Origin of the sequence: Bacillus sp. NPDC057893 (genome assembly GCF_042796455.1) — a bacterium.
Classification (GTDB): domain Bacteria; phylum Bacillota; class Bacilli; order Bacillales; family Bacillaceae_G; genus Bacillus_A.
This window is the reverse complement of the sequence record NZ_JBHVNG010000008.1, coordinates 34,114-60,629: the sequence shown is the minus strand read 5'-3', so window position 1 is coordinate 60,629 and position 26,516 is coordinate 34,114. Positions and strand designations below refer to the sequence as shown.

Here is a 26,516-nt window from a genome sequence, read left to right as displayed (position 1 = left end):
GACTAAAATGTATTTTTAGTCGGATTTTTTTGTGGGAAATCGACCAATGCTTGGTTTTAGTCGATTTCTATACTATTTGAGAGAAGGTAGACACTATGTGTGGAATTGCAGGATGGATAGACTGGTCTAAAGACCTTTCAGATCAACAAGAAACGTTAAAAAAAATGACAGATGCTATTATTCACCGAGGACCTGATGCAGAGGGGTTTTGGTTTTCAAAACGAGCGGCATTGGGTCATCGACGTCTCATCGTCATTGATCCTGAAGGTGGCCTTCAACCTATGCTGTATAAAGATGGAAATGATACGATTGGCCTTACGTTCAATGGAGAAATCTATAACTATCAAGAATTACGTAAAGAACTTGAGGAGAAAGGTCATGAATTTCAGACTAAGTCAGATACAGAAGTATTACTACATGCTTACTTAGAATGGCAAGAAGATTGTGTGCAACACTTAAATGGAATTTTTGCTTTTGGTATTTGGGATGAAAGGTTTGGAAAATTGATGCTTGGTCGTGATCATCTGGGTGTGAAGCCTTTATTTTTCGCTCAACGTGGAAGTGCAATTCTCTTTGGTTCAGAACTAAAAGTTTTACTCTCGCATCCACTTGTAGAAGCAGAAGTAGATAAAGAAGGACTTTCTGAAATATTTTGTCTTGGGCCAACACGTACTCCTGGTCATGCTATTTTTAAAGACATACATGAAGTGCGTGCTGGTCATTATATGACGTTTACGTCCAACGGTTCGAATACAAAACAGTATTGGAAACTTGAAAGTAAAAGACATATAGATGATATTGATACGACAGTCACAACAATCCGCTCCATTTTACAAGATACGGTTAAACGACAGTTAATTGCTGATAAACCAGTGGTATCTATGCTTTCTGGAGGGCTAGATTCAAGTGGTCTAACAGGTTTAGCAGGAAATGAATTTGGGAATAAAGGGAAACGTCTTCATACATATTCTCTTACCTTTACGAATGATGAAAAAGACTTTGAACAAGATTTCCTTCGTTTTGATCGCGATGAACCTTGGGTGAAACGTGTGGCTGAATATGTTGGAACAAAACACCACTCTATAGAGTTGGGATCAGATAAGTTAATAGAGCATTTATTAGCTCCAATGCGAGCACGTGATCTACCTGGAGTTGGGGAACTAGAAACGTCTCTTTATTTGTTATTTAAGGAAATGAAAAAGGACGCAACAGTCGCGCTCTCAGGAGAATCGGCTGATGAGGTTTTCTCAGGATACCCATGGTTCCATCAAGAACAGTTTTTAGATGCAGAAGTGTTCCCTTGGAGTGTTAACTTATGGTATAGTACAGACATTTTATCAGAAGATCTTAAAGCGAAGATTAGTCCTGAAAAATATCATAAACAAAAATTCCAAGAGGCAGTTAGTGAGATTCCCTTTTTAGAAGGCGAAAATGATCTGCAAATGAAGCAACGTCGAATGTCTTATATGTTTATTACACGTTTCTTGCCATTTATGCTAGAACGTAAAGACCGTACAAGTATGATGAATGGTTTTGAAGTACGAGTTCCGTTTTGCGACTATCGGCTTGTAGAATACTTATGGAATGTCCCATTCGAAATGAAAAGTATAGACAATATTGAAAAAGGTATTTTACGTCGAGCTTTTCAAACTATACTTCCTGAGGATGTATGTTATCGCAAAAAAAGTGCATATCCAAGTACAAAGGATGCTTCTTATTTACAAGGGATTAGTAATTGGATGCTCAATGTGTTGAACGATTCTCAATCACCAATTTTGCCGCTAATTAATGTAGAAAGAGTTCGTACTATTGCAGAAGGAAAAGACAAAGTTATTTCTGGTAATGATGCACGAGGTCTAATAGATTATCTACTTCAAGTTAATAGTTGGCTTCAGGAATATAATATTAAATTAGTATAATGGCTGTAACTTCAAATATAGAGTGTAGATGAATACTCCCCCACCTAAGTATAGACCTGAGGTGGGGGTTTCTTATGTATCGATTTAACGGAACTGAAAGAAATACGCTCAAAAACCAGTTTTAAAACTCATTACCAAAAGCAAAAGGCCCTAACTAAAAAAACACGTTTTATGTAATCGGAAAATAGTCCATTTTCCCTAAAATTTGTTCATATTGTATATATTCCTGAGTGGCATTGATTTCTGGACTATTTTTTAAAGTTGTTAAAGCACTTTCAATTAAAAATTTTCTTGAATCTGCTTTATTATACATAATCTCTTCTTGAATAAAGTACAACAGGTTTAAACATGTTGTCATTTTCTGCTTTTCGAAACCATTTTTTTTCTCAATCACTTTTTTTAAGTTTAGCGTAGCAATTGAAAATTCATTGTTAAAAAAATCATTATAATCTGATTGAGGTAAAAATTCATTTATATATGCGGGTGTAAATAATTGAATGCTCTTTTCACTAATATCTTCCAAAATGATAATTATCCGATCCATACAATAAGTAACAATTTGCTTTATGGTAATTGTTTGATTCCATGCATTATTGGTATGAAGAATATTCTGCATCATACCTATGAAAATAACCGCACAATCCACTAAATAATTTGATTTATCCTCGGGGAAAATATTTGTAAAGCGTTTATACACCCAACTTAAAAATAAGTATTTAGACTGCTTAATAAATTGTATGAGATCTGGATCGTTTGATACAAGCACATCTTCAATTAATTGCATTAACTTGTTTTTTTTATTAAGTTCCATCATGAGGCTGACTTGTTCTATATAGATAGCAATATCTTTACAATCTTCTCCAATAAGTAATTTGTCTCTTTCCACTTGCATCTCTTCTTGGATAAGTTTAAATACAGCTTTGAATAGTTCTCCTTTGGAAGAAAAATAATTATAAAAAGAACCTTTGGAAATATTGCTATGATTTAAAATATCTTGAATAGATGTCGCGTGATATCCCTGTTCTATAAATAGCTCATGTGCTTTATCTAAAACGTCTCTTTTCTTCTTATTCATATTCTAAGCTCCTTTAGAGGTAATGCTCTTATATTAATAAATATATTGTAACAAATAAAATGCAACTAGTACAATTTTGGACAATCGGTACATTTTTGTTGATAATTAATTGCTAATGAGATATCATTAACCTTGTTGGACTTGAGGTATAAAAATAAACCGATAGTACAGAGGGGGCATATACATGAAAGAAAAACAAACAAAAGCTTCTTTTAGCTTATTAGCGATTTTAATGATAGGAGCATTTGTAGCGTTATTAAGTAATACATTGCTTAATATAGCTTTACCATCTATCATGAAGGATTTTGATGTGAGTGCTTCAACCGTACAATGGTTATCGACAGGATATATGCTAGTAAATGGAATTTTAATTCCCACTACTGCATTTTTAATAAAAAAATATACGGCTAGACGATTATTTTTAACCTCTATGGGGTTGTTTACAATTGGTACATTAATAGGTGGATTTGCAACAAGTTTTTCAGTCTTACTTTCGGCTCGTATGATTCAAGCTTCAGGAGCGGCTTTAATTATGCCACTACTAATGAATGTTTTATATACAACATTTCCACCTGAAAAACGTGGATCAGCAATGGGGCTTTTTGGTTTAGTAATGATTTTTGCACCTGCTATTGGACCAACATTATCGGGGTGGGTTATCCAACATTATGATTGGCCGGTACTTTTCTTAATGATGGCTCCTATAATGGCTTTAGTCTGGATTTTGGGATACTTTAAATTACATGATCACAAAGAAAAAAGCAATGACAGTATTGATGGATTATCGGTTGTCTTATCAGCCTTGGCTTTTGGTGGTATTTTATATGGATTCAGCTCTGCTGGTAACAGTGGATGGAGTGCACATAATGTTTATTTAACCATTATTATTGGACTAGCATCGTTGGTAGGGTTAATTGTTCGTCAATTTAATCTTGATGAGCCTATGCTCGACTTTAGAGTATATAAATACCCAATGTTTGCTTTATCGTCAATTATTTCAGTGGCTTTAAACATGGCGATGTTCTCTGCCATGCTGTTATTACCGATTTATTTACAAAATATCCGTGGTATTTCCGCAATGGATTCTGGTTTACTAATGTTACCTGGCGCATTAATCATGGGGATTATGATGCCTATTACAGGAAAATTATTCGATAAATATGGTCCGAAATTGTTGGCGTTTATTGGCTTAGCTATTGTAATCGTTACAACATTTTTATTTAGTCAACTAACGGGATCCACTGGGTATACACATTTAGTTGTGTTATATGCAACTCGTATGCTTGGTATCTCAATGGTTATGATGCCGATTATGACGAATGGTTTAAATCAATTACCACCAGAATTTACACCACACGGAACAGCAATGAATAGTACGATTCAACAGGTTTCAGGAGCAATCGGTGGTAGCCTACTCGTTACAATTATGTCTAATCGAACAGCAATACATGTAGAAGAAATGATGTCTAATGCTATAAATAAGCTAACAAATGCACCTACTGGTGAAGCCTTAGCAAAAATACAGCAGCACATCTCCATGGAAGCAACTATTTCAGGAATCAATGATGCATTTTTAGTATCAGCTGTTATTGCTGGTGTAGCATTTATTCTATCGTTCTTTCTTAAAAGAACAACAGTTCCAATTTCAAATCAAGTAGATGATCGACTTGAGAACATAAATTAGTTGTTTAAAAAATGAAGAATTTTTAGAGTTAAGGCATCTTCTTTCTGTCTATCTGATGAACGTTTTTAATGTGATTGATTCAATTGAACAATACATGTGAAAAGTTGAAATAAGAGGGGGATTAACATGGAAGATGTAAGAAAATGGGGTCAATTTTTACTACCATATAAGTTTGCTTTAGATGAAATGACAACCAAAATTAATATAATAGCTGAAGAAGCAAAGTATTTAAAAAACCATAATCAAATTGAGCATATTAAGACGAGACTTAAATCATTCGAAAGTATTCAACTAAAACTTGATAGAAAAGGAATTTCTCCTACAATGTCAAACTCAAGAGAACAGTTGTATGATATTGCAGGTATGAGAATCATTTGTTCTTTTGTAAATGACATTTATGATATATATTCTCAGCTATCCAAACGAAATGATATTAAAATTGTACAGGTGAAAGACTATATTGAAAATCCAAAATCAAATGGGTATCAGAGTTTACATGTAATTGTACAAATACCTGTAACACTATCCCAAAAAGTAGAGACTGTTTATGTTGAAATACAGCTTCGAACCTTAGCGATGGATTTTTGGGCTAGCCTAGAACATAAAATTTATTATAAGTATGACAAAAAAATCCCTTTCTATCTGGAGCAAGAGCTTATAGACGCGGCCAAAACTGCAAAATCTTTGGATGAAAAGATGAGGGACATTCATGTAAGAGTGGAAGGTTTGAAAGGTTAAAGAGGCATGTTAAGAATAAATAGGATCGCATGAAACAATTTTTTATAAAAAAGGATGAAAATACTTGATTGAAGCTGAAGAGATAAAGATTCAACACCAATGATTATCAATAATTGAAATATTAATGAGTGAACTACTCGCCACTTAGCAAAGCTTGAAGTGGGAGCTTCTCAGTTCCACGACGAAAGTACCCTTTTGTCTCCCAGAGCGTTACTTCGGGGTGTTCCATCCCTAGATGTCCAACGCTTGGACGCTCTTTTGGTACGGTTGATATTTTACGCAGGAACCGAATGGCTTGGTTTTCGCACTCTATTTTCTTCCTGCAACCTCATATATCAAGTTATCAAAGAACTTCATATAGCTAGTTTATCAAAAGTTTTTGGCTATGCCAAACCGAAATTCATCTCCCACCTACCGTTGGGCTACGCCCTTCACACGCTTGAGGAAGGAGAATTATTTCGGGGAATTCGTTAAAATAAAAAAGAACCTTCAGTAGGTTCTTTTTTATAGTTGGTAAATATGTAATCAACAATAGATAGTAATTTAGATGCTTTTTATTAATTGGCTCAGTTTTCTTAGGGAAGAAATCATTTTCTCATGACTTATTACTAGATATAAACAGACATTTCATTTATTAATTTGGGTGGGTGATTTAGTTTTTTGGGTTTTCCACGCTAAAATGTAAATTTTGTTTAGGGACAAAATGTTAAAGGTGTAAATTCTGAATTAACAGAAAAATTAGGTGGTAAAAATCCCATTGAATATTTTAACATGTAGTTCATTTTTCTTTGGCCATATTTTCATGTTGTTACCGAACGTTTATATGTGTCTAATGGAAAGAAATATTTTAAGTTTGTTACTATCTATTGTTTGATTAAGATGGTAACACGAAAATAAAACGTTTACAATAAAAAATAAAGAAAAAATATAAAAATCCGACTTTTTTCGACAAAATGATTGAGAGAGAAAAAATCTAAATTAAGTAAATCTTATATGTAAAGAGATTCTTTATCTCATAAATAACAGTTATAACATATGTAAATGTTCTATAAGTAATTAAAACGTCGAATATAAAATTATATTGTGACAATTATAAACAAAACATACTTAATAATTCATACTTAGACTAACAAATCAATTCATAATAAGTTAAATACGCTATATTTAATAGATTATAATATGGAATATTTAACTATAATATTCCATATTATATATAATTATAAATCATTTAACATATTAGTTGCGGGGAATTTTGACATAAGATATTTTAAATATTAAGCACAGAAACATTTTAAAGAAAAAGAGCTATTTTAAAATGTACCCTAAAAACGTTTTTCCTAAAAAAGTAGTAAGAATTTTTAAATTGTTTCTGTGCCTAATTAGATGAAAATAATATAATAAATTGTTTAAAAAGATGAAAATAAGTTACTTTTACGGAGAAATATACACCCCACACCATTAGAATTATGAATTAGGAACAGAAAAAATAAAATGGGATGTAATAAAAAATGATTTGCAAATCGATGCAGGAGTAAATAGAACTACATTTAAGGATGTCCCACAAGAACACTGGGCATTTCATGCAATTCATGATTTAGCGAGTAAAGGAATTATTGCAGGTTATGGAAATGGGATATTTAGTATGGGTGATAATGTAACACGTGAACAAGTAGCTGCATTAATTTACCGTACTTTGCATATAGAAAAACAAGATAAATATGAAAATCCATACAGAGATATCGATGGAAATTCAACAATGTTTCCTGAGGAAATATTAGCTTTAACTAAGCTAGGAATTTTTCAAGGAGATGATCAAGGAAACTTTAGACCGAAAGCTACATTAACACGTGCAGAAATGGCACAAGTTATTAAGAAAGCATTTAGATTAGATGTAAAGGCGCCGCATAATTTTAACGATATTCCAGCAAATTCATGGGCAAAAGATGCGATTAGTGCCGTGCAATCGAACCATATTGCAGTAGGAGTTGGAGAAGGGGAATTTGCTCCGGATATGAACGTAACACGTGAACAGTATGCACAGTTTTTATATAATGCAATTTCAAATGCGCAATCCCATCAATAAAAAGAAAATGAAGTTGAGTGGTTTAATATATCATCATTATAAGGGCGTATTACTGCTCGTAAAAATTTAATTGGTGATACCCCACATCAACTTAAAAACTTTATAACGCCCCTAAAACAAAAAATTGTACATTTTCATCTGGACATGTCAATTTTCTCGTTTGGGGGTATTTGCTTTTCTTAGCTTGATGGACAAGGGTATTCACTAAAATAGGTCGCCAGTCGTTACAGTCATACACTCCTTAAAAAACTGTTCATAATTCATTTGTATTGCAATCCTATGTTTTGGACGATTACCGAATGTTTCTGGTTCAAAAGTAAATCTAAAATCTCCTATACTTTGCCCTCATACAGTATCAAGTACATTAACAGTCACTGCTGATTGATGGTACGTAAAAATATCATCACGATTAATCGCAATCAAAGTGAGCGCATCATGAACCGGGCTACCTTGTATTCCAGGAACTTTTTTTTGATAAAATTGATAATAGTAATAGTCTAAAAGAGGCTTTAAAAACTTAGTTTTTCCTTTAGATTGAATATAATTGACCATTTCTGGTGTTACGATAGCCGATTGTGTAACATTCAAAGGATAAATTGATAGATTCTTTGCGTATCTCATTACAATATTGGTCGCTACAGGATCACCATAAAATTTAGCTTCTGCAATGGGAGTAACATTTCCTGGATATAGAAAAGCTCCTCCCATAATATAATAAGAATGTACATATTCCATCACATCTCCATAAAGGAGAAATAAAGTTGCAAGTGAAGTTAGCCTTCCGGTATTCACGATAATAAGTTCATTTTTATACTGCTTAATAAGTGCGAGAACCTCAAAAAAAATTCTCAAATGTTTGAAGCCTTAGTCCTGGGTGAATGGGCCCTATCCCAAATTTACCGTGAACTTCTGGATAAAAAGTTTCAGCTTCTGAAGACATGGAATGCTCCGCCCCACCAAAAACTTTTATATATTCTTTTCCTACACTTTTAAGTAAAAAGCGAACATTTCTAACAACTTCAGCTTGAGGTACGTTCCCGTAGTCTGCAACAATTCCTATAACATCAACTTTAACTGTTAAATGTGCATATATGATAGCTATCGCATCGTCAATTCCAAAATCTCCAAAGAACAATACTCTTATCCCCATACAATATTTCTCCTTAATTTTACAAGCTTCTGAAACGGATTATAATTACATATCGTGCTATGAGATTGTCCCCATGCCTTTTTATAGTACTGTGTATGATCGAATGCATTTAGTTAACATACACTTTCGTTAATAATGAACAAATTCCTTTTGTATGAAACGAAATAGTATATAAATACTGATCTTAACGCGTTTTTTCTGATATTCAATGCTCATCAAATGGCCCCAAAAACCAAAAAATGTATATTGCAATCTAGAAATGCAAATTTTCTCGTTTTAGGTATTTGCTTTTTTTAGCTTGATGGGTAAGTATGATTCCCCCTAAATAACAAAATAGGAACCTATCATATTTCATAATAGGTTCCTTCTTTAAATGCAAAAACTTAAGATGTATCGTATTATCTTTAGAATCTTTTCTGTTTTCATAAAGATCTTATAAAGTAGAATTTTTTGTATTATTTTAGCCGGATGTTGGTTTCTCATCAGCATCCAATTTTTTCATGATTCAATCTAAGATAAAATATCTACTGCCGTTTGTTAGGTAGTGCATAATAGCCAAAAGCTAAATCCAGCAAGGCACTTGCTTCTTGACGTAGTAACAGATCTTTCGGACGGAACATAAAGGATCCGTCAGCATTGATGGAAGTATCAGGGTCAAGAATTCCTTGGGAGGCAAGTACCTGAATCGATTGGACTGCCCAGTCATCTGCGGCATCAAGTAATTTAACTTTAATAGCTTTATCAGGTTGAATCGTTTTCAAGTCTTGAATTTGCTTTACGTTTTGAATCATGGTTGCTGCGACCTGTCGGGTAATCGGAGTAGCACGGTTATACTCTGGAATTCCATTCATAATTTTTTCCCTTGCCTCCTTGGATTCGTCTGGAAAACCGTTCCATCCATGAGCAAGTAACAACGTATCCGCAAATTCTCCTTGTGTCATGGTGTCCATCGGATTGAATAGATTACCTGTTTTAGCACCCATAATATTTAGGGCATGAAGATTATCAATGTGACTTCTATAGTTACTCTTTTGTGGAACGTCATCAAAAGGTGGTTTGTTGTTAATTCTCTGGGCATCTGCTATAAAATCAAGGCTTTTAGGAGAGTTGTAGTGAAAATATGCGATTTCTCCAGCCGAATTCTTTTTGAAAGCAACCTTGTTGCCTTCCGAATCTTCAAATAACAACGGATGAATCATTTTGAGAACTTGTTTTCCCGTTGTACCACCCTCCATAACCAAATTCCCATTTTCATAATTAAAATGAGTGCGCATTGCAGCGAAACGCGTATTTTGGAATAAGCCCAAGTATTTATGAGCTTCTTTTTCCTCTAAAGGGAGATAACTTGTTTTTACTTCATTCTTCTTAGCAGGGAAATAGTGATCCATGAGAGTTTCATATATGTCTATACTCATCACTGAATCATTATTGTAAGACATGAAAAATGCTGTTTTTTGTTCAGGCACTAAAATCAGCATTGATTGATGTCCAGGCATGCTTCCCCCTTTTATTACAACGTGTTGACCGTTAGCAAATTTATTAAAAGGCGTTTCAAATCCAATTGTCGCAACAGGAGTCGTCTTATCATCAAAAACTTGATAGTCATGCATCATATCCATGCTTTTTTTACTTACAATTTCTTTGTCTTTAAACTTTCCTTTCTGTAGTTGCATAATCATGTATTTTGACATGTCTTCCGCAGTAGATAAAATGCCTCCTTGTGGTGTATCCCTTAAACCGCTCCCACTTGTTGGAATCGGATCGCCAGTGGGACCGTAATGTGTAGCCATTCTTTCGAGAAGGTCAGGCGTAAAGCTCATGCTTGTAGATTTCATATCTAATGGTTTGAAAATATTCTTTTCCATATATTTCGAGAAAGGGCTGTTAGTAACATTCTCTACTGCAAACCCTGCGAGCGCAAATGAGACGTTGTCATACGTATAAACTTCACCCGGTGGCCGTACCACAGTTGGCATATGATTAGAGAAAAATTCTTTCATTGGTATACTATTATGAACGTATTCAGGTCCGGTTATATTCGTGAGATCGGGAAAATCTACCCCGCTGGTATAAGTGAGCATATCAAACAGGGTAAGAGATTTCCCTGTTTGATTAGGTATTTGTAATCCACCAAGATATTTTTGTACGTCTTGATCTAGTTTAAGCTTTCCTTTATCGACTTGCTGCATCACAGCCAAAGCAGTAAAAGTTTTCGAGACGGAACCAATTTGAAAGACCGTGTCCTTAGTAACGGGGATTTTCTTTTCTTTATCGGCATATCCATACCCTTTATTGACAACGACCTTTCCATCATGAACGACGACAAAACTAGAACCGTTCACATTGTACTTCTTCATTTTTTCTTCAAATAACGGATCAGCAAAAGATTCTATTTCTTTTTTATTATTGAGTCCTTTCGTCATTTGGATATTAGTCGTGGATGCCGCTGGTTTTGATTTTTCTGCTTCTAATGATTGTTGGGAACATGCAGAAATCATGGTTGAAGAAGAAAGAAGAATTGTAACGATCCCCAGTTTGTTAATTGCTTGTTTCATTTTTGTACGCTCCTTTATTTAATTGAAATTTTTTGTTAGCACAACGAGTTAGCGGCTCGTTAGCGTATGAACAGAGTGTAGCAAGCGGCGAGTCATAGTCGATAGTGAACTTTTGTCATATTTATAAAGAACAACAAAAATTGAGTGGGATACGGCTATATTAATAGCTATGTCATAGAAATCATGACATTTTGACACTACCGTATGTGACAGAAAAACACTTAGTATCAAAGAGCAGTTTTTAACGCATTAACAATAAATGAGGAGGGGAGATTTTCATTGTGTATGATAAAAATATAAAGAGGCGTGAAAGGGGAAACAGGTATGACCTATTTATGAAAAACAAACCAGTAACAAGAGTGTTTCAAGGAAAAGAAGTAATTTCTAGGGTTAACATACATATGGAAAAAGAGGGACTTACTTAGGACAGAATGGCGTTTGTAAAAATAATAATTATGAATATGATTACGAATTCAATTTTGATCTTTTGTCATTGGTGGAGATAATAGCTGTGTGGTTAATACGAAACAGCAAGCAACTAACTATACAATATAAATAGAGAAGAGGAATACCTTATGAAAACACGTAGCCAAATTACATTTGCAAGTCTTGCCCTTTTAATAGCTGGAAGTTCCCTGTTATACACAACGCCAACCTCAATTGTAAAAGCAGAGCCTACTCAAAGTGTATCTAGTTCGTTACAAACAAGTACTCAACGAGATCGTACTGCCGTCAAGCAAGCAATACGGGATACATTGCAACTTGGATTCCCGGGGATACTTGCTAAAACTTCTGAGGGTGGAAAAACGTGGGCTTATGCCGCTGGGGTAGCGGATCTTAGCAACAAGAAACCAATGAAAACAGATTTTCGCTTTCGCATTGGTAGTGTGACGAAGACGTTCATCGCGACGGTTTTACTTCAATTAGCTGGAGAGAACCGCCTGAATCTAGACGACTCCATTGAAAAATGGTTACCTGGTATCATTCAAGGAAATGGATATGATGCTAAACAGATTACTATCCGTCAGATGTTGAACCATACAAGTGGTATCGCTGAATACTCAGGATCAAAAGAAGCTGATTTTACGCGTACAAAAAGATTGTATACCGCTGAAGAGCTAGTGAAGATTGGACTTTCGATGCCGCCAGACTCTGCCCCAGGAAAGGGCTGGTCTTATTCAAACACAGGATACGTATTACTAGGTATCCTTATTGAAAAAGTAACCGGAAACAGTTATGCGGAGGAGATTGAAAATAGGATTATTGAACCGCTTGAATTGTCGAATACATTCCTACCTGGTAATTCAAGCGTAATTCCAGGCACTAAGCATGCCCGTGGATATGTCCAACCAGACGAAGCAAATGAGCTAAAAGACGTTACTTATTTTAATCCAAGTATAGGTAGCTCGGCTGGAGAGATGATTTCTACTGCTGACGACTTAAACAAATTCTTTTCTTACTTGCTCGGTGGCAAATTACTGAAAGAACAGCAGCTAAAACAAATGCTTACTACAGTTCCTACAGGAAGAGCTGAAATCGGGAGATATGGTCTTGGAATCTATGAAACTAAGCTTCAAAGCGGTGTCACGATATGGGGACACTCGGGTGACATTCCAGGATTTAGCACTTTTGCTGGAGGTACACTTGGCGGTAAGCATACGTTGGCCGTCAGTTTGAACAGTATGCGTAGCGCTAACAGTCCTGATCCTTATAAAAATATTTTACTTGCTGAATTTAGCAAGTAGGCAAAAAGGAAAACCGGATAAATTTTGTCATAGTTTTTATAGTTAAAAATATACCTTTCTGGTTCAAAAAAAAAAATTTACTCTGAAAAAAATTTTGGGGGTAAAGCAAGTTCTTAATTTGATGGACATGCGGCGGTACCCTATCGCTATCAAGTTAATAAAAAGAAATGCCCCCCTATAATGAAAAAATACGCTATTCTTTCTGTAGAATCATAGGAAAGGATGGTGTTTTTTATGTCTGTTTCTGTGTCTGACGAATTACAACTATTTGCTCAAGAGATTCAAAGTTTTTTATCTTCAAATACCTTACGGAATCTTGCTAGAGATGTTGGTTTTGTACAACGAACTAGTAAGTATCAGGCAAAAGATTTAGTCGCTTTATGTGTATGGTTGAGCCAAAATATAGCTATGACTTCTTTAACTCAGTTATCTAGCTGTTTAGAAGCATCAACAGAAGTACTTATCAGTCCTGAGGGACTGAATCAACGATTTAATGAGGCGACCGTCCAACTCTTACAACGCCTACTAGCCGAACTACTAAACAAAAAATTGGCCACATCTATGCCGATTTCTTCTCCATACACTTCTGTTTTCAAGCGTATTCGTACTTTAGGTTCAACTGCATTTCAACTCCCGGATGTATTTTCATCGGTTTATCCAGGTGCAGGATGATGCAGCCATACAGCTGGGATAAAAATTCAACTTGAGTATGATTTGTTAAGTGGGCAGTTCCTACATATTCATACATGTCCAGGTAAACAACATGATCGCACTTACGGCTCTCTGTGTGCCCAAACTGTGACAGCGAATGATTTATTTATCCAAGATTTAGGTTATTTTCATTTAAAAGACTTTCAATATATACAAGATAAGGAGGCCTACTATATCTCTCGTATCAAGTCGAATACATGTATTTATCAAAAAAATCCTAACCCTGACTATTTTCAAGATGGAAGAATTAAGAAAGGTACAGAGTATATACGGATAGATATGGAGACGTTAATGAACTCCCTTCAACCAGGACAAACATGTGAAATAGCTGATGCTTATGTAGGAATGATTGATAATGAACTTTTGTCATATTTATAAAGGATAACAAAAATTGAGTGGGCTAAGGCTGTATTGATAGTTATGTCATACAAACCATGACACTTTGACACTACCGTATGTGACAGAAAAATACTTAGAATCAAAAAGTAGCTTTTAACGCATTAGCAATGAATGAGGAGGAGAGATTTTAATGACGAAAGCATCAGCTCAAAAAACTTTGCAAGATTTTTATTTCTTGCTATTTACCTTTGTATCCGGATTCTTTTACTTTTGTTTCTATCTGGTCAGCATTACATTTGCATTAGTAATGACGATTATCTTTTTGGGTATTCCCTTGTTGGCTTGGGTGCTACAAACAACTCACACGTTTGTTCAGTATGAACGTATTCAGACGAAGGTTTATGCAGATATATCGATAGAGTTATTCGAACCAAGAAAAAAAGAGGAGGGAGATAAATGGATTAAAGCGAGAGATACAATCCTTAATAATAGCAACTGGAGGGCTATTTTTTGGCTCATGCAGAAATTTTTTGTCGGAATAATGAGCCTTATATGTGCTGTTTTACTGTATGTAATGCCGCTAGTATGTATCGTTACACCCTTACTTTTTCGATATTTTAATATATACTTATTGGGCATTGCTGTGAATTCATGGGAGACAGCAATTTTTGTCATGATTGTTGGTTTCATTTTCATCTGGATACATAATCTTATTGGAAACTGCTTAGTTCGAATTATTGGAATGTACACGCATTCCATGTTTAAAGCTATAAAGGAGTGATAATTTGTTTAAGACTTTGAAACTATGGTTCTGGTATGATTGGGCCTTACTTTGTATACGTTTTATTATTTGGCTATCATTGATATCAACGACTATCCAACGACAAGATCATTTGACAGTACCACTTTGGATCATAATTCTTTGGGAAATCGTTTCATTTTCAGTACCTTGGATTTGTTTAATGTTCAGTTATCGCTATTATTTGTTTACTGAAATAATATTATTTGGCGGAGTGTGTTTCTATTTAACTTTATTATTTCCGTCAGCGTATCTTACTTTTTTAATGCCAACTTTTATGATTGCGGCAAATAGCGCTCATAAATCTTACCGCTGGTCGGGTCCTATCACAATTATTTTGTTCCCGTTGCTCATTGCGATATTTTCCAAAGTAACAGATTTATGGGTAATCATCCTACAACTCAGTTTAGCTTTTGCTATGGGCTCTTTCTTTCGTTTACTGGCTATTAATTACCGTCAAAGTGAAACTATTCGGAACCAGAAACATGTATTGGAACAATACGTATCCCAAGTTGAGCGGATTACATTACTCGAGGAACGTGATAGGCTCTCAAAAGACTTACACGATACGATGGGGCATTCCTATACCTCAATTATTATGGGGATGGAAACATTACGTATGGAATTAAAGTCTAAAGAAGGAGAGCAACAGCTCGATTCATTATTACAATTGGCCCGTAACAGTATGGAAGAAGTAAGACTGTATTTACATAAATTGGATTTATCGCAAGAATCGCTTCCCTTAGCTGTCACATTACAACAATTGACAGAGGAATTTAAGAAACATGCAAAAGTAAATGTACGTACTCGAATAATAGGGGAAGAGTATATGGCCTCCAAACAATCAAAAATGACACTATATCGGAGCTTGCAGGAATCACTAACAAATGCTGTTCGCCATGGGCATTCCACAGAAATCATTGTGTCACTTCACTTTGAACCACAACAGATAAGATTGGATGTACAGGATAATGGCTGTGGGGTAGAAGAGTGGAAGGATGGCTTTGGATTAACTGCAATGAAAGAGCGCGTGAGTCAGTCTCAAGGAAGAGTCATTGTTTATTCCAAAAAGGGGGAAGGGACGTTAATTTCATGTGTTTTACCGAAACAAGCACAACTGTCTAATGAACAAATCCGCATGTGTATTGTCGATGATCATTCATTTATTCGAGAAAGTCTTCATACAATTTTGGATGGACAGGAGGATTTACAAGTAGTGGGAATGGCTGAAGATGGAGAACGGGCTATGGAATTGTGTGAAAGACTAAAACCAGATGTAGTATTAATGGATTTAGAGATGCCTAATTTGGATGGAATTCATGCGACTAAAATGATTAAGGAAAAATGGCCGGACATTCGTGTACTCATTCTGTCAACCTTTCAGAATACAGAAAGGGCAAAAGAAATCATACGAAATGGTGCGGATGGATATTTATTGAAGTCCATAGATTCGCGTGAACTAGCTGAATCAATTCGTCTAGTCTATCGAGGAGGCACGATGATTAATCATGACTTGTTCCATAGAATGTGGGGGAAAAATGAAGAAACAGGATCATTTGAATCACGATCAGATGGAAAAGAGTATGGATTAACGAAACGAGAACTAGAGATTTTGGAACTATTATCACAAGGAAGCCGTTATAAAACAATAGCTTCGAAACTTTACCTGTCAAACGGAACGGTAAGAAATTACGCCTCCAATCTCTATGAGAAGCTAGGAGTTAAAAATCGAGAAGAAGCCGTACAAAAGGCAAAAGATACAGGATTACTTTCTTGACACTCTCACTTGAACTAGTTAGCTGAAGTCAAGGGGGAACTTACAGATAATGCAGGGCATCACTACCCAATACTACATTTGAAACTACAATGAAAAATAAAGAGTTGGAAACCCCCTGATTTTTTGTGAATATAGTCTAATATAATTTAGTTGTTTAAAATGGGTATTCGGATTTTTATATCGAAAAGGTAAAACACTATGGAATAAGATGTCGATGACTATAAAAATTGTAGACTATAACCGAAATCGGGAAAAGGTATAAGGTATAAGGGAGTTGAATATTTTATTAAAACCTATCTTCACAGAGGACTGGTAAATAGTTTTCATATTCGCTAGTACATCGGTCCTAAATCTGAAAGTAAAATAGATATTTTGGTCAATAACATCTGTGATTTAGATGCTATTTCCCTCATTTCGAAAATATCTATTACGTTGCCATGAGTGGTTTTGGGATTGAAAGAGGTACTTCCGTAAAGTCGGGCATAATAGCACTCACTAAATTTAAGCCCTCTAAAAAGAGAAGAATTTAGAAACTAAAGAAATTAGTGTGATGATGCTTTATTGTAGTCAAATATAAAATATGTCGTTTTGAGTTGAAGTGAAATGTGGAACCTAATTCTAAAATTTAAAATATATTGGAATGATGCAAAAGATAGTCCAAAACTGAAGTATCCAAGTAGGTCTGCGCAACCAGCCTGAAGATGGTCATCCCATTGTTGGATTTCATAATCCGATACGGAGTCCAATTGGATTAAATATGAGAAAGATAACAGGTTAATATATTGCTAATCATTTAAAGGAAGGGTATGTGATTGAGATGAATAATACATATAATGAAAAGACACATACATCGATTAAACAATTATTTAACAAGTTTTCGCCAAAAGCTCCTGGCTTTGCATATATTGCTAGTTTCGATAGCGGAGTAACTTATAAAGGTGCAGTTGGCTTAGCTTCTATAGAGGGAAATCTACCCATAAATACCAAAATTATTTTTAATATTGCTTCAGTTTCTAAACAATTTACAGCATTTTCTATATTACTTTTAGAACAAGAGGGGAAATTGAATTTAGATGATTCAATTGTAAAGTTTGTTCCTTCTATAGGAGCATATGCTGAACCTGTAACATTGAGACACCTAATTCATCACACTGGTGGACTAGTTGATTATATGGAATTGGCTGAAGCAGCAAATATTAAATATACTGATACATTAACTGTGGAAGAATCGCTAGAACACCTTAAAAGTCATCAAATTGCAAAGTTCCCAGTTGGAACAAAATTTGAGTATAGCAATACAGGATATTTTTTATTATCACAAGTGATAGAGAAAGTAAGTGGCAAGTCTCTATGTCAGTTTAAAAAGGAGCGTATTTTTGACCCTTTAAATATGAGGGCCACAACAATTGTGGATTACTACCCAACTACTATATCAATTGCTAGCGGATATTCGAAGAATGAACAAGGAACATATAAAATCTATGAAAGCCCTTGGGAACATACAGGGGATGGGGCAGTTCATACAACAGTTGAAGACCTGGTAAAATGGGGAGAGAATTTAACTATAGGTACCGTTGGTGGAAAAGACCTTGTTAAAAGAATGAGCGAAATAGGTCCGAAAATTTCTCCAACTGGAGAATCGATTATTGACAATAAAGATTATGCTTTTGGGCTGAGAGCTGCAGAAGGTTTTAATTGTCGATACCTGGAACATTCAGGAAGCTGGGCAGGTTATCGTTCACACTTCATGAGGTTTCCAAAAGAATATTTGTCTGTTGCGGTATTAAGTAACTATGACGAATTTGACTCTAAAAAATATGCTCATGAAATAGCAGAAATTGTTTTAGAAAAGTAAAAAAAATAGAGCGAAGGATACAGTATTTGGATTTGGTTTACCCACGTTTTTTAATATTGTTTAAAAGTATGTACCTTACACTTTCTCAGAATCCAATCAAACAAACGGAAATAACCTTAGAATCAGATTTGTATTTTTAATGTTCTGGATAATCACTATTATCGTTGCGGTAATAGTGCAAATCGAGTATCCCTGCATTCTCATTTTTATTTAATGAGAATGCAGGGATATAATAAATACAAAATTTTCGTTTTGAGGGAAATTGCTTTTCTTAGCTTGATAGCGATGTGGTGATACCCCATCGCTATCAAGCTAATATTTTTAACTACCCCCAGAACGAAAATTTTATACATCGTTGACTATTGATAATGATAGGTTATGTTAATAAAAATTGTATAGGTGATATATCATAAGTATTTGTATTTCAAGTTATAAATTGTTATGATAAACTGGTTAATTTAGGGAAATGAAGGAGGAGGAACATGGATTTAATCAAAGAAGTGACTTTATTAAGATATCAATTTAGACTTATGCAAAGTATGATTCAGTCAGATGAATTCCCATTTTATAGATTTGTTATAGATTATGAATTTGAAGAAGAACAAGTAAATGCTTTAAGAAAAATTTTAATTGCATTTCATGATCGATTAACTAGAGAAGAAGTTTCGATTTTTGCCCAAAATGATCATTTATTTTCTAAATTTAAACTTCCTTTAGATATGCTATACAGCCCCAAAAAACCTAATTTAGATGAGTTTAAACTATATATCACTAAGATTTTTTATCAAGAATTTGAATTGAAATACTTGTTATTAAGTTTAAAAAAACAATGTATTTTTGTGAATGTCTGTGATTATCTTTTAGAGCAATTACAAATTAGTAATAAAGTTTGATTATGTAAATAAAAAGCCCCTTCAGATACTCTAAAGGGATTTTAATAGAATTCTAGATAGATTGAATGCAGCTAACATTGATTATGTAAATATATAAAGGTAACAGAAATAATTATTAAACGGCTAGATGAGGCATCGCTATAAAGCTAAGGTTTTTCACTATCCATAAAGTAAAAAAGGCGTTATCCTTTCCTATGATTCTACAGAAAGAATAGCGTATTTTTTCATTTTAAGGAAATTTAGTTTTGCTAGCTTGGTAGCGATGGGGTGGTACCCCATCGCCCATCAACCTAAGATTTTAAAGTATCCCCTAAATGGAAATTTTGTGTTTTTTTGAACTTTTATTTATTTTTCGTATATGACGTAATACTTCTTAAGAAGATTCCTAACCCTGCAAAAAAGAATCCTAAGCATAATAAGCTGGCTGGCGTTCCCCAAGTGATTTGATCTAGCATTTTTATCCCCTCCCATTTATTATTATATAGTATTTAATAGAATTTATCCAGATTTTCCCTTAAACAGGTGCCGCCACATGCCTATCAAGCTAAGAAATTAGTTGTTCTCCAAAACGAAAAAATTAACTAAATCCCCATAAATAACTATAGGAAGATAAAAACACTGTAGCTTTCGAATAAAGTTTGATCAAAATTATGTAATTGTTTGGTGATAATAAAATTGTTTCATTTATAATAAAATCATTTAAAAATTAATAAAGTTATTCAATTTATTCTGACGGTAATAATAAAATAATTAAAAAGTGAAAATATTTGTTTGGAAAATACGGTTACTCATTTGCGATATTTACGTAGCATGAAACAACTAATTACACTGTCTATAACTGAAATTCTCTTTGATTTCGAATGCCTTACAAATAAAAAATAGCACGAATGTTTGTATGAAGGTATAATTATAAGTATCTTAAAATCAAAGGAGGTCTTGCCTTATGAGTCAAAGAATTTCCTACTATGATGTTGCACCTGATGGCATGAAAATTATGATGGATATGGAGAAGTACACTAAGAAGTCTACAATTAATCGAATTACTAGAGAACTTATAAAGATTAGAGTCTCTCAAATTAACGGTTGTGCTTTCTGCATGGATATGCATACATCCGATGCCCGTAAGATAGGTGAAACCGAACAACGAATTTATTGCTTGAATGCTTGGAATGAATGTGATTTTTATACACCTGAAGAGAAAGTTGCTCTTGAACTATCTGAGCATATTACTCTAATTCCCACTAAAAGAGTTCCTGAAGACCTATATAAGCGAGTACGTGAACACTATGACGAGAAACAATATGTTGACCTTGTTCTGGTAATTAATCAAATCAACAGTTGGAATAGAATTTCTATTGCAATGGGAAATACAGCAACTAAAAAATAATTGCTCTCAACGAACGGTAAATAAGAATAAAATTAAAGATGTTTAAAAATCACAATACAATTGTTTCATTTTTCTTTATTACGCAGTTATAATAAACTGTGACATAACCAAATTTTTGAAATTTATTGTTTCATCCTTTATAGCTTTTATAATAATATTATCTTGAAACACGAAGGGACTGAACTATGCGCAGATATCAATATCTTGACCCCAAAATAAAAACATAATGGAGGTAAAAATATTGATTACAGAACTACAAACCGAAAGATTAGTTTTAAGAAAAATGAAAGCATCAGACTCAGCTAGCATGTTTACAATTTGGTCTGATCCAGAAGTTACAAAATTTATGAATATCAATAGTTTTACTGATGAAAGCCAAGCGGTAGATATGATTGAAATGCTTGATAAGTTATCTCGGGAAAACAGAGCTATTCGTTATTCAATAATTGAATTAGAATCAAATGAAATTATCGGTTCTTGTGGTTATAATTCATTTGATTTCAAAAACGCCAAAGCAGAAATTGGTTACGATATTAGTAAAGCTTTTTGGGGTAAGGGATATGCGCCAGAAGCCATTCTCTCTTTAATGGATTATGCGTTTAGTACTTTAGAATTCAATAGAATAGAAGCAAAAGTTGAATCTGAAAACATCAATTCAATAAAAGTCTTACAAAAGTTAAACTTTACATTCGAAGGGACAATGAGAAAGTGTGAAAAATCTAATGAAAAGTTTATTGATCTAAGTATTTATTCAAAATTAATAACGGATTAACTTATATTACTTAGCCTACATTCCTTAAAATGTAGGCTATTAAATATCCTCAAAATGAAAAAAATACGTTATTCTTTCTGTAGAATCATAGGAAAGGATGGCGTTTTTTGTATGTCTATTTCTGTATCTGATGAATTACAACTATTTGCTCAAGAGATTCAAAGCTTTTTATCTCCAAATATCTTACGAGATCTTGCTAGAGATGTTGGTTTCGTACAACGAACAAGTAAATACCAAGCAAAAGATTTAGTCGCATTATGTGTATGGATGAGCCAAAGATAGCCCTCGTTCCTCCATCATTTCCACCACATTACGAAAGGTTAAATTGTACCGTAGGTACCATCTAACCGTTAATAAAATAATGTCAGGTTGATAATGTTTCCATTTAAATAAATTTTCCTTTTCCATACTGATCACACACCTTTTATAGAGTAATAGTATCAGTATGTCCAAGTTTGAAAGATTATTTTCAGTCATTTTAAATTTTCTGCACCAGAACCTAAATTACCGCTTGGCTACTCCATCTTATTCTATTTGGCCGGGCATCATGGATGATATGAGATTAGCAATCGACTATATTGTGAATCAATCATATGAATGGAATTTAAATCCACAAAATATAGGAGTTATGGGTGACTCAGCAGGTGGCTATCTAGCTGCAATGCTTGTTTTAAAATACGTGCAGTAATTCCAGTATATGGTCTTTATGATACAAAAAAAACTATGAACTACCTGAACAACAAGGGACCAATCATGTGATTTTGAAAATGATGGACACAACGCCTTATCAGTCAACTCAAGCTTATATAGATGCTTCTCCCATATATCAAATAAAGAAAGCAACAAATAACCCAATGTTTAAAAGTAGCTTTTTTGTTATTTGGGGAGAGAAAGATGAAATTGTTTCTCCGGCAGAAGGTATAAATTTTATTAAAGTTTTGAAGGAATATAATGTTAATACTGAATCTTTTTCTGTACCTGATCAGGGGAATTTTTGGTTATGTGTCGATAATATACGAGGTTCTTGCTCGATAGATGAATATCCAAATACAATAGTGTCCCCTGAAATTTTGAAGTTCTTAAAGGCAGAACTAACCTATTAGAGATAATTATAAGTAGGAGCTTCTTGGGAGGTAGATGATTGTTTATAGCCATCTAAGTTTACCAACCTATAAGGGGAGTTCCTACCCTAAAAAACAATGCCAATTACATTGTTAATTTCAGTGAATTAATACTGGTATTTACATCTCTATCATTATATGTGTGGCACATTAAGCAATCCTCTCACCAAGGTTTAGATATTGTATAACTTAGAAAATCAAATGCATAAATTGTGAAATTTATTGTATAAATATAAAATGTTAATATCTAGCATTTGGTATTGGATTGACACCAAAAAGTGGAATAATAAGTTTTATATGTACTTGACAAGTCTAAAAATAGTGGATATTCTTTAACATGAAACAAGCAAAAAAATTTTAATATTTATAACCTGTTAGGTGAGGCTCCTATACAAACACAGGCTATTGCCCAAAAATATCGAAAGATGCCAATGGGTAGAACAGGAATTGTCGGATTAAGGCTCTTCTTAAGATAGCTAAGTGATGAATGATTCATCCTTTACGTTGTATAGTGCCAAAACTCAACTAGGGGGGAATGAGCTTTATTTAGCTATGTCTTTTTTAAATCAACCTCCTTTAGTTGAATCACTAGGGGAGGTTTTTTATATGCAAAATTTTATTTGTAATAAATCTCTTAAAAAAGGGGGGAAAACTAATGATTGATGATATTGATCCCATATTTATTAAGAATTTTGTTTTCCCAGAAGTGGGAAAATGAATAAATAGTACTACTGTCCTTAAGGAGGAATTACGATGAAAAAATGTTTACAACAATTATTAACGACAAAAGACATACACCTAGAGCGAGAACTTTTAAAAACTCAGTCCTATGATATTGCAATGGGAATGAAAGATTTTCATCATGAAGATCAGATATCTTTAATGAAATGTTTTCCTATTGAAAAAGGAGCGAAAATTCTTAGTTACCTTACTCCAGAGGAGCAATATAATATTTACACCAACTTGTCTGTGGATAAAGGGGAAAAGCTATTAGCTAGGCAATCCATTGATGACCTCGTTGATGTAATTCTTTCAATTCATCCACTTCAGGCTGAAAAATTGATACAACTTTTATCTGAAGAATCTCAACAAAAAATTAGAGATCTGCTGGTTTTTCAACCTGGAACAGCGGGCAGCCTGATGACAATTGACTATATCGCTGCCAGGGAAAATTGGAAAGTGAAAGATACGCTGTCGCATATTAGGAAAATTGGGGCAGGGGTAGAATCTATATCGTATATTTATGTTCTTGATACACGTGGACAGCTTAATGGAATTGTTTCTATTCGTGAATTATTGCTAGCATCAGATGATAAGACTTTATCATCAATAATGGCATCAGATGTTATTTCAGTTTCAGTAGACTTAGACCAACAGGAAGCTGTACAAAAGCTAATGGATTATGATTTATCCGCTATACCTGTAACAACGATGGAAAATCGGATGATAGGTATTATAACCTTTGATGATGCAATGGATGTTTTCGAAGAAGAAGCAACCGAAGATATTCAAAAATTAGGAGGAAGTACCCCATTAGATAAGCCATATTTCGAAACCTCTATTTGGCATATATACCGTAAACGTATAGGTTGGTTATTACTTCTGTTTGTAGCAGAAGCATATACTGGTTCTGTACTTCGACATTATGAAGAAACTTTGACTCATGTAGTTGCACTGGCTTTCTTTATTCCATTGTTAATCGGAACTGGTGGAAATACAGGTACACAAGTTGTAACCACATTGGTGCGTGCTGTAGCTCTAAATGAGGTGAAATTTAAAGATATATTTCGTGTCATGAAAAAAGAGGCATTAGTAGGTGTTTTACTTGGGCTTACATTAGCCGTGGCAGCATTAATTCGTGCATACACTTTAGGCGTAGGTACTGAAGTCGCACAAGTTGTAGCTATTACAGGATTATTCATTGTTATTTGGTCGTCTATTGTTTCATCTGTATTACCTTTGATTCTAAATAAGTTAAAGCTGGATCCAGCTGTTATCTCGGGTCCGTTCATTACGACGTTAGTCGATGGGACGGGGTTAGTTCTGTACTTTACCATTGCAAAAATGCTATTAGGTTTATAAAAAATTTATTTTTCGTTTTTATCATTTTAGCCAAGAAGACTCCTTCCTCAAGGAGCGCGAAGTGAGTAGGTGGGAGATGAATTGGCCTCGGACAAAGAATGGCAGGAAGCCATCTTAATTGTTCGACATACATAAAGTGTTACTTCACTACCTACCAAATGTATGTTTGTTGTATAATAGACGCATACCGAAATGGAGGTGAAATGAATGATGATTAATAAAGCATATAAATTTCGTATCTATCCAAATAAAGCACAAGCGATCCTAATCAATAAAACGATAGGTTGTTCTCGTTTTGTATTCAACCACTTCCTATCCCTATGGGATAATGCATACAAAGAAACAGGAAAAGGTTTGACATATGGTACATGCTCTGCCAAACTTCCTGCCATGAAGAAAGAGTTTGTTTGGCTAAAAGAAGTGGATAGTATTGCGATTCAGTCGTCTGTTCGCAACCTTGCGGATGCTTATACACGCCTTTTCAAAAAACAAAACAATGCCCCGCGTTTCAAATCTAAGAAGAACAACGTACAATTTTATACCACAAAACAAACAAATGAAAACATTGCCGTTGTAGGAAACAAAATAAAATTGCCAAAACTAGGTCTTATTCGATTTGCCAAAAGTCGTGAAGTAAAGGGACGCATTTTAAATGCTACAGTTAGGCGGAACCCTTCTGATAGATATTTTGTGTCACTATTAGTTGAAACAGAAGTGCAAGAACTTCCGAAAACACATTCTTACATTGGAATGGATGTAGGACTAAAAGATTTTGCCATTTTGTCAGATGGAACAACCTATAAAAACCCGAAGTTTTTTCAATCATTAGAAGAGAAGTTGGCTAAAGCACAGCATGTTCTTTCTAGAAGAATGAAAGGTTCTTCTCGCTGGAATAAACAGCGAGTAAAGGTAGCTAAAATTCATGAATACATGGCAAATGCTAGAAAAGATTACTTGGACAAAATCTCAACTGAAATCATCAAAAACCACGATGTTATCGGTATAGAGGATTTGCAAGTATCGAATATGTTAAAGAATCATAAGTTAGCAAAAGCAATTAGTGAAGTATCATGGTCACAGTTTCGAGCCATGTTGGAATACAAAGCAAAATGGTATGGCAAACAAGTCATTGTTGTATCGAAAACATTTGCTTCAAGCCAATTATGTTCTTGTTGTGGATATCAAAACAAAGACGTTAAAAATCTAAACCTACGTAAATGGGACTGCCCTTCTTGTCTTACACACCATGATAGGGATATTAACGCAAGTATCAATCTAAAGAATGAAGCGATAAGGCTTCTAACCGCAAGGACTGTGGAGATAGCCTAATAAATTAGAGTTCGATAGAACTCTTTACTTAGGAATCCCCCTCTTCTAAACGAAGTGAAAGTGGGGGTAGTTCAATGTAATGTGGAATATATTTGGTGCAAATATTCCTGAAATGCAATCCTTATTTCAAACGGGTTGGTTCGTAGTAGGATTATTAACACAATTATTGATTGTGCATATGATTCGTACTCAACATATTCCTTTCCTACAAAGTACGGCTGCTAGACCTGTTTTGATACTTACAGGTTTAGTTATGATTATAGGGATTTCTCTTCCATTTACCAGGTTAAGTACCCAAATTGGCTTAACTCCACTTCCGTTGTATTATTTCCCGTGGTTATTTGGAATTTTAACAATATATGCTCTAGTTACTGAAATTATAAAGAGAATATACATCAGGAAGTTTAATCGATGGCTTTAAAACTAAAACATTTTGTTGAAGTTCATTGTACGTTGAAAAGGCGGAGTCTCTTTGGAGACTTCGCCTTTTCGGTATATCATG

Annotated in this window: 17 protein-coding genes, 6 pseudogenes and 1 riboswitch; of the genes and pseudogenes, 19 read left to right on the top strand and 4 right to left on the bottom strand. The window is 34.3% G+C overall.

Annotated features, from left to right (window positions below; translation table 11 throughout):
* Positions 1-95 precede the first annotated feature (95 nt).
* A complete protein-coding gene (gene asnB, locus ACFVQC_RS24760) occupies positions 96-1,919 on the top strand; it encodes an asparagine synthase (glutamine-hydrolyzing) (RefSeq protein ID WP_377899497.1) in 1,824 nt (607 codons plus the stop codon).
* Between the two features lie 169 nt (positions 1,920-2,088).
* On the opposite strand, the gene ACFVQC_RS24755 is transcribed toward asnB, so the two are convergent.
* Complete coding sequence (locus ACFVQC_RS24755; protein ID WP_002151156.1) at positions 2,089-2,994, bottom strand: TetR/AcrR family transcriptional regulator; 906 nt, start codon at positions 2,992-2,994, stop codon at positions 2,089-2,091.
* A 184-nt stretch (positions 2,995-3,178) separates the two neighbouring features.
* Between ACFVQC_RS24755 and ACFVQC_RS24750 the strand changes: the two genes are divergently transcribed.
* The 3 genes and pseudogenes from ACFVQC_RS24750 to ACFVQC_RS24740 all read left to right on the top strand — a co-directional run.
* Positions 3,179-4,678, top strand: a complete 1,500-nt coding sequence (locus tag ACFVQC_RS24750; protein ID WP_377899496.1) for a DHA2 family efflux MFS transporter permease subunit — start codon at positions 3,179-3,181, stop codon at positions 4,676-4,678.
* A 126-nt stretch (positions 4,679-4,804) separates the two neighbouring features.
* Positions 4,805-5,416 carry a GTP pyrophosphokinase gene (locus ACFVQC_RS24745; RefSeq protein ID WP_002069075.1) on the top strand — a complete coding sequence of 204 codons (612 nt, stop codon included), beginning with the start codon at positions 4,805-4,807 and terminating at the stop codon, positions 5,414-5,416.
* A gap of 1,534 nt (positions 5,417-6,950) precedes the next feature.
* Positions 6,951-7,499 (top strand): annotated as a pseudogene (locus tag ACFVQC_RS24740) (S-layer homology domain-containing protein); the annotation flags it as partial.
* 204 nt (positions 7,500-7,703) lie between these two features.
* On the opposite strand, the pseudogene ACFVQC_RS24735 reads toward ACFVQC_RS24740, so the two are convergent.
* Both ACFVQC_RS24735 and ACFVQC_RS24730 read right to left on the bottom strand, forming a co-directional pair.
* A pseudogene (locus ACFVQC_RS24735) lies at positions 7,704-8,649 on the bottom strand (nucleoside hydrolase).
* 524 nt (positions 8,650-9,173) lie between these two features.
* A complete protein-coding gene (locus ACFVQC_RS24730; RefSeq protein WP_377899494.1) occupies positions 9,174-11,204 on the bottom strand; it encodes a serine hydrolase domain-containing protein in 2,031 nt (676 codons plus the stop codon).
* 281 nt (positions 11,205-11,485) lie between these two features.
* On the opposite strand from ACFVQC_RS24730, the gene ACFVQC_RS24725 reads away from it, so the two are divergent.
* The 10 genes and pseudogenes from ACFVQC_RS24725 to ACFVQC_RS24680 all read left to right on the top strand — a co-directional run.
* Positions 11,486-11,629: a hypothetical protein gene (locus tag ACFVQC_RS24725; protein WP_002191445.1), complete on the top strand. Its 144-nt coding sequence runs from the start codon at positions 11,486-11,488 to the stop codon at positions 11,627-11,629.
* A gap of 150 nt (positions 11,630-11,779) precedes the next feature.
* Positions 11,780-12,949, top strand: a complete 1,170-nt coding sequence (locus tag ACFVQC_RS24720; RefSeq protein WP_377899493.1) for a serine hydrolase domain-containing protein — start codon at positions 11,780-11,782, stop codon at positions 12,947-12,949.
* A gap of 234 nt (positions 12,950-13,183) precedes the next feature.
* Positions 13,184-14,014: pseudogene (locus ACFVQC_RS24715) on the top strand (IS4 family transposase); the annotation flags it as partial.
* A 175-nt stretch (positions 14,015-14,189) separates the two neighbouring features.
* Entirely contained in the window at positions 14,190-14,780 is a 591-nt protein-coding gene (locus ACFVQC_RS24710; protein ID WP_002191450.1) for a sensor domain-containing protein, read from the top strand.
* 4 nt (positions 14,781-14,784) lie between these two features.
* Entirely contained in the window at positions 14,785-16,575 is a 1,791-nt protein-coding gene (locus ACFVQC_RS24705) for a response regulator (RefSeq protein WP_377899491.1), read from the top strand.
* An 817-nt stretch (positions 16,576-17,392) separates the two neighbouring features.
* Complete coding sequence (locus tag ACFVQC_RS24700) at positions 17,393-18,430, top strand: serine hydrolase domain-containing protein (protein WP_377899524.1); 1,038 nt, start codon at positions 17,393-17,395, stop codon at positions 18,428-18,430.
* Between the two features lie 482 nt (positions 18,431-18,912).
* The gene (locus ACFVQC_RS24695; protein ID WP_085311911.1) at positions 18,913-19,323 is read left to right on the top strand and encodes a DUF1878 family protein; all 411 of its coding nucleotides are present in this window, start codon (positions 18,913-18,915) and stop codon (positions 19,321-19,323) included.
* Positions 19,324-20,266: 943 nt separating this feature from the next.
* Positions 20,267-20,710, top strand: coding sequence for a carboxymuconolactone decarboxylase family protein (locus ACFVQC_RS24690; RefSeq protein WP_000083030.1), 444 nt, complete (start codon positions 20,267-20,269; stop codon positions 20,708-20,710).
* Positions 20,711-20,951: 241 nt separating this feature from the next.
* On the top strand, positions 20,952-21,482 hold the full coding sequence (locus ACFVQC_RS24685) for a GNAT family N-acetyltransferase (protein WP_002159200.1): 531 nt from the start codon (positions 20,952-20,954) through the stop codon (positions 21,480-21,482).
* Positions 21,483-21,593: 111 nt separating this feature from the next.
* Positions 21,594-21,758, top strand: a pseudogene (locus tag ACFVQC_RS24680) (IS4 family transposase); the annotation flags it as partial.
* Here the strand turns inward: ACFVQC_RS24680 and ACFVQC_RS24675 are convergent.
* A pseudogene (locus ACFVQC_RS24675) lies at positions 21,750-21,890 on the bottom strand (IS6 family transposase); the annotation flags it as partial. The pseudogenes ACFVQC_RS24680 and ACFVQC_RS24675 overlap by 9 nt on opposite strands.
* A gap of 37 nt (positions 21,891-21,927) precedes the next feature.
* On the opposite strand from ACFVQC_RS24675, the gene ACFVQC_RS24670 reads away from it, so the two are divergent.
* The 5 genes and pseudogenes from ACFVQC_RS24670 to ACFVQC_RS24650 all read left to right on the top strand — a co-directional run.
* Positions 21,928-22,170, top strand: coding sequence for an alpha/beta hydrolase (locus ACFVQC_RS24670; protein WP_377899489.1), 243 nt, complete (start codon positions 21,928-21,930; stop codon positions 22,168-22,170).
* Between the two features lie 67 nt (positions 22,171-22,237).
* Positions 22,238-22,585, top strand: a complete 348-nt coding sequence (locus ACFVQC_RS24665; RefSeq protein WP_002191455.1) for a hypothetical protein — start codon at positions 22,238-22,240, stop codon at positions 22,583-22,585.
* A 381-nt stretch (positions 22,586-22,966) separates the two neighbouring features.
* Positions 22,967-23,143: riboswitch (M-box (ykoK) riboswitch) on the top strand.
* A 213-nt stretch (positions 23,144-23,356) separates the two neighbouring features.
* A complete protein-coding gene (gene mgtE, locus ACFVQC_RS24660) occupies positions 23,357-24,685 on the top strand; it encodes a magnesium transporter (protein ID WP_002016493.1) in 1,329 nt (442 codons plus the stop codon).
* 207 nt (positions 24,686-24,892) lie between these two features.
* Positions 24,893-26,014 (top strand): IS200/IS605 family element RNA-guided endonuclease TnpB, encoded by a 1,122-nt coding sequence (gene tnpB / locus ACFVQC_RS24655; protein ID WP_377899488.1) that lies wholly within the window; start codon positions 24,893-24,895, stop codon positions 26,012-26,014.
* Between the two features lie 70 nt (positions 26,015-26,084).
* A pseudogene (locus ACFVQC_RS24650) lies at positions 26,085-26,435 on the top strand (cation transporting ATPase C-terminal domain-containing protein); the annotation flags it as partial.
* Between the last annotated feature and the right edge of the window lie 81 nt (positions 26,436-26,516).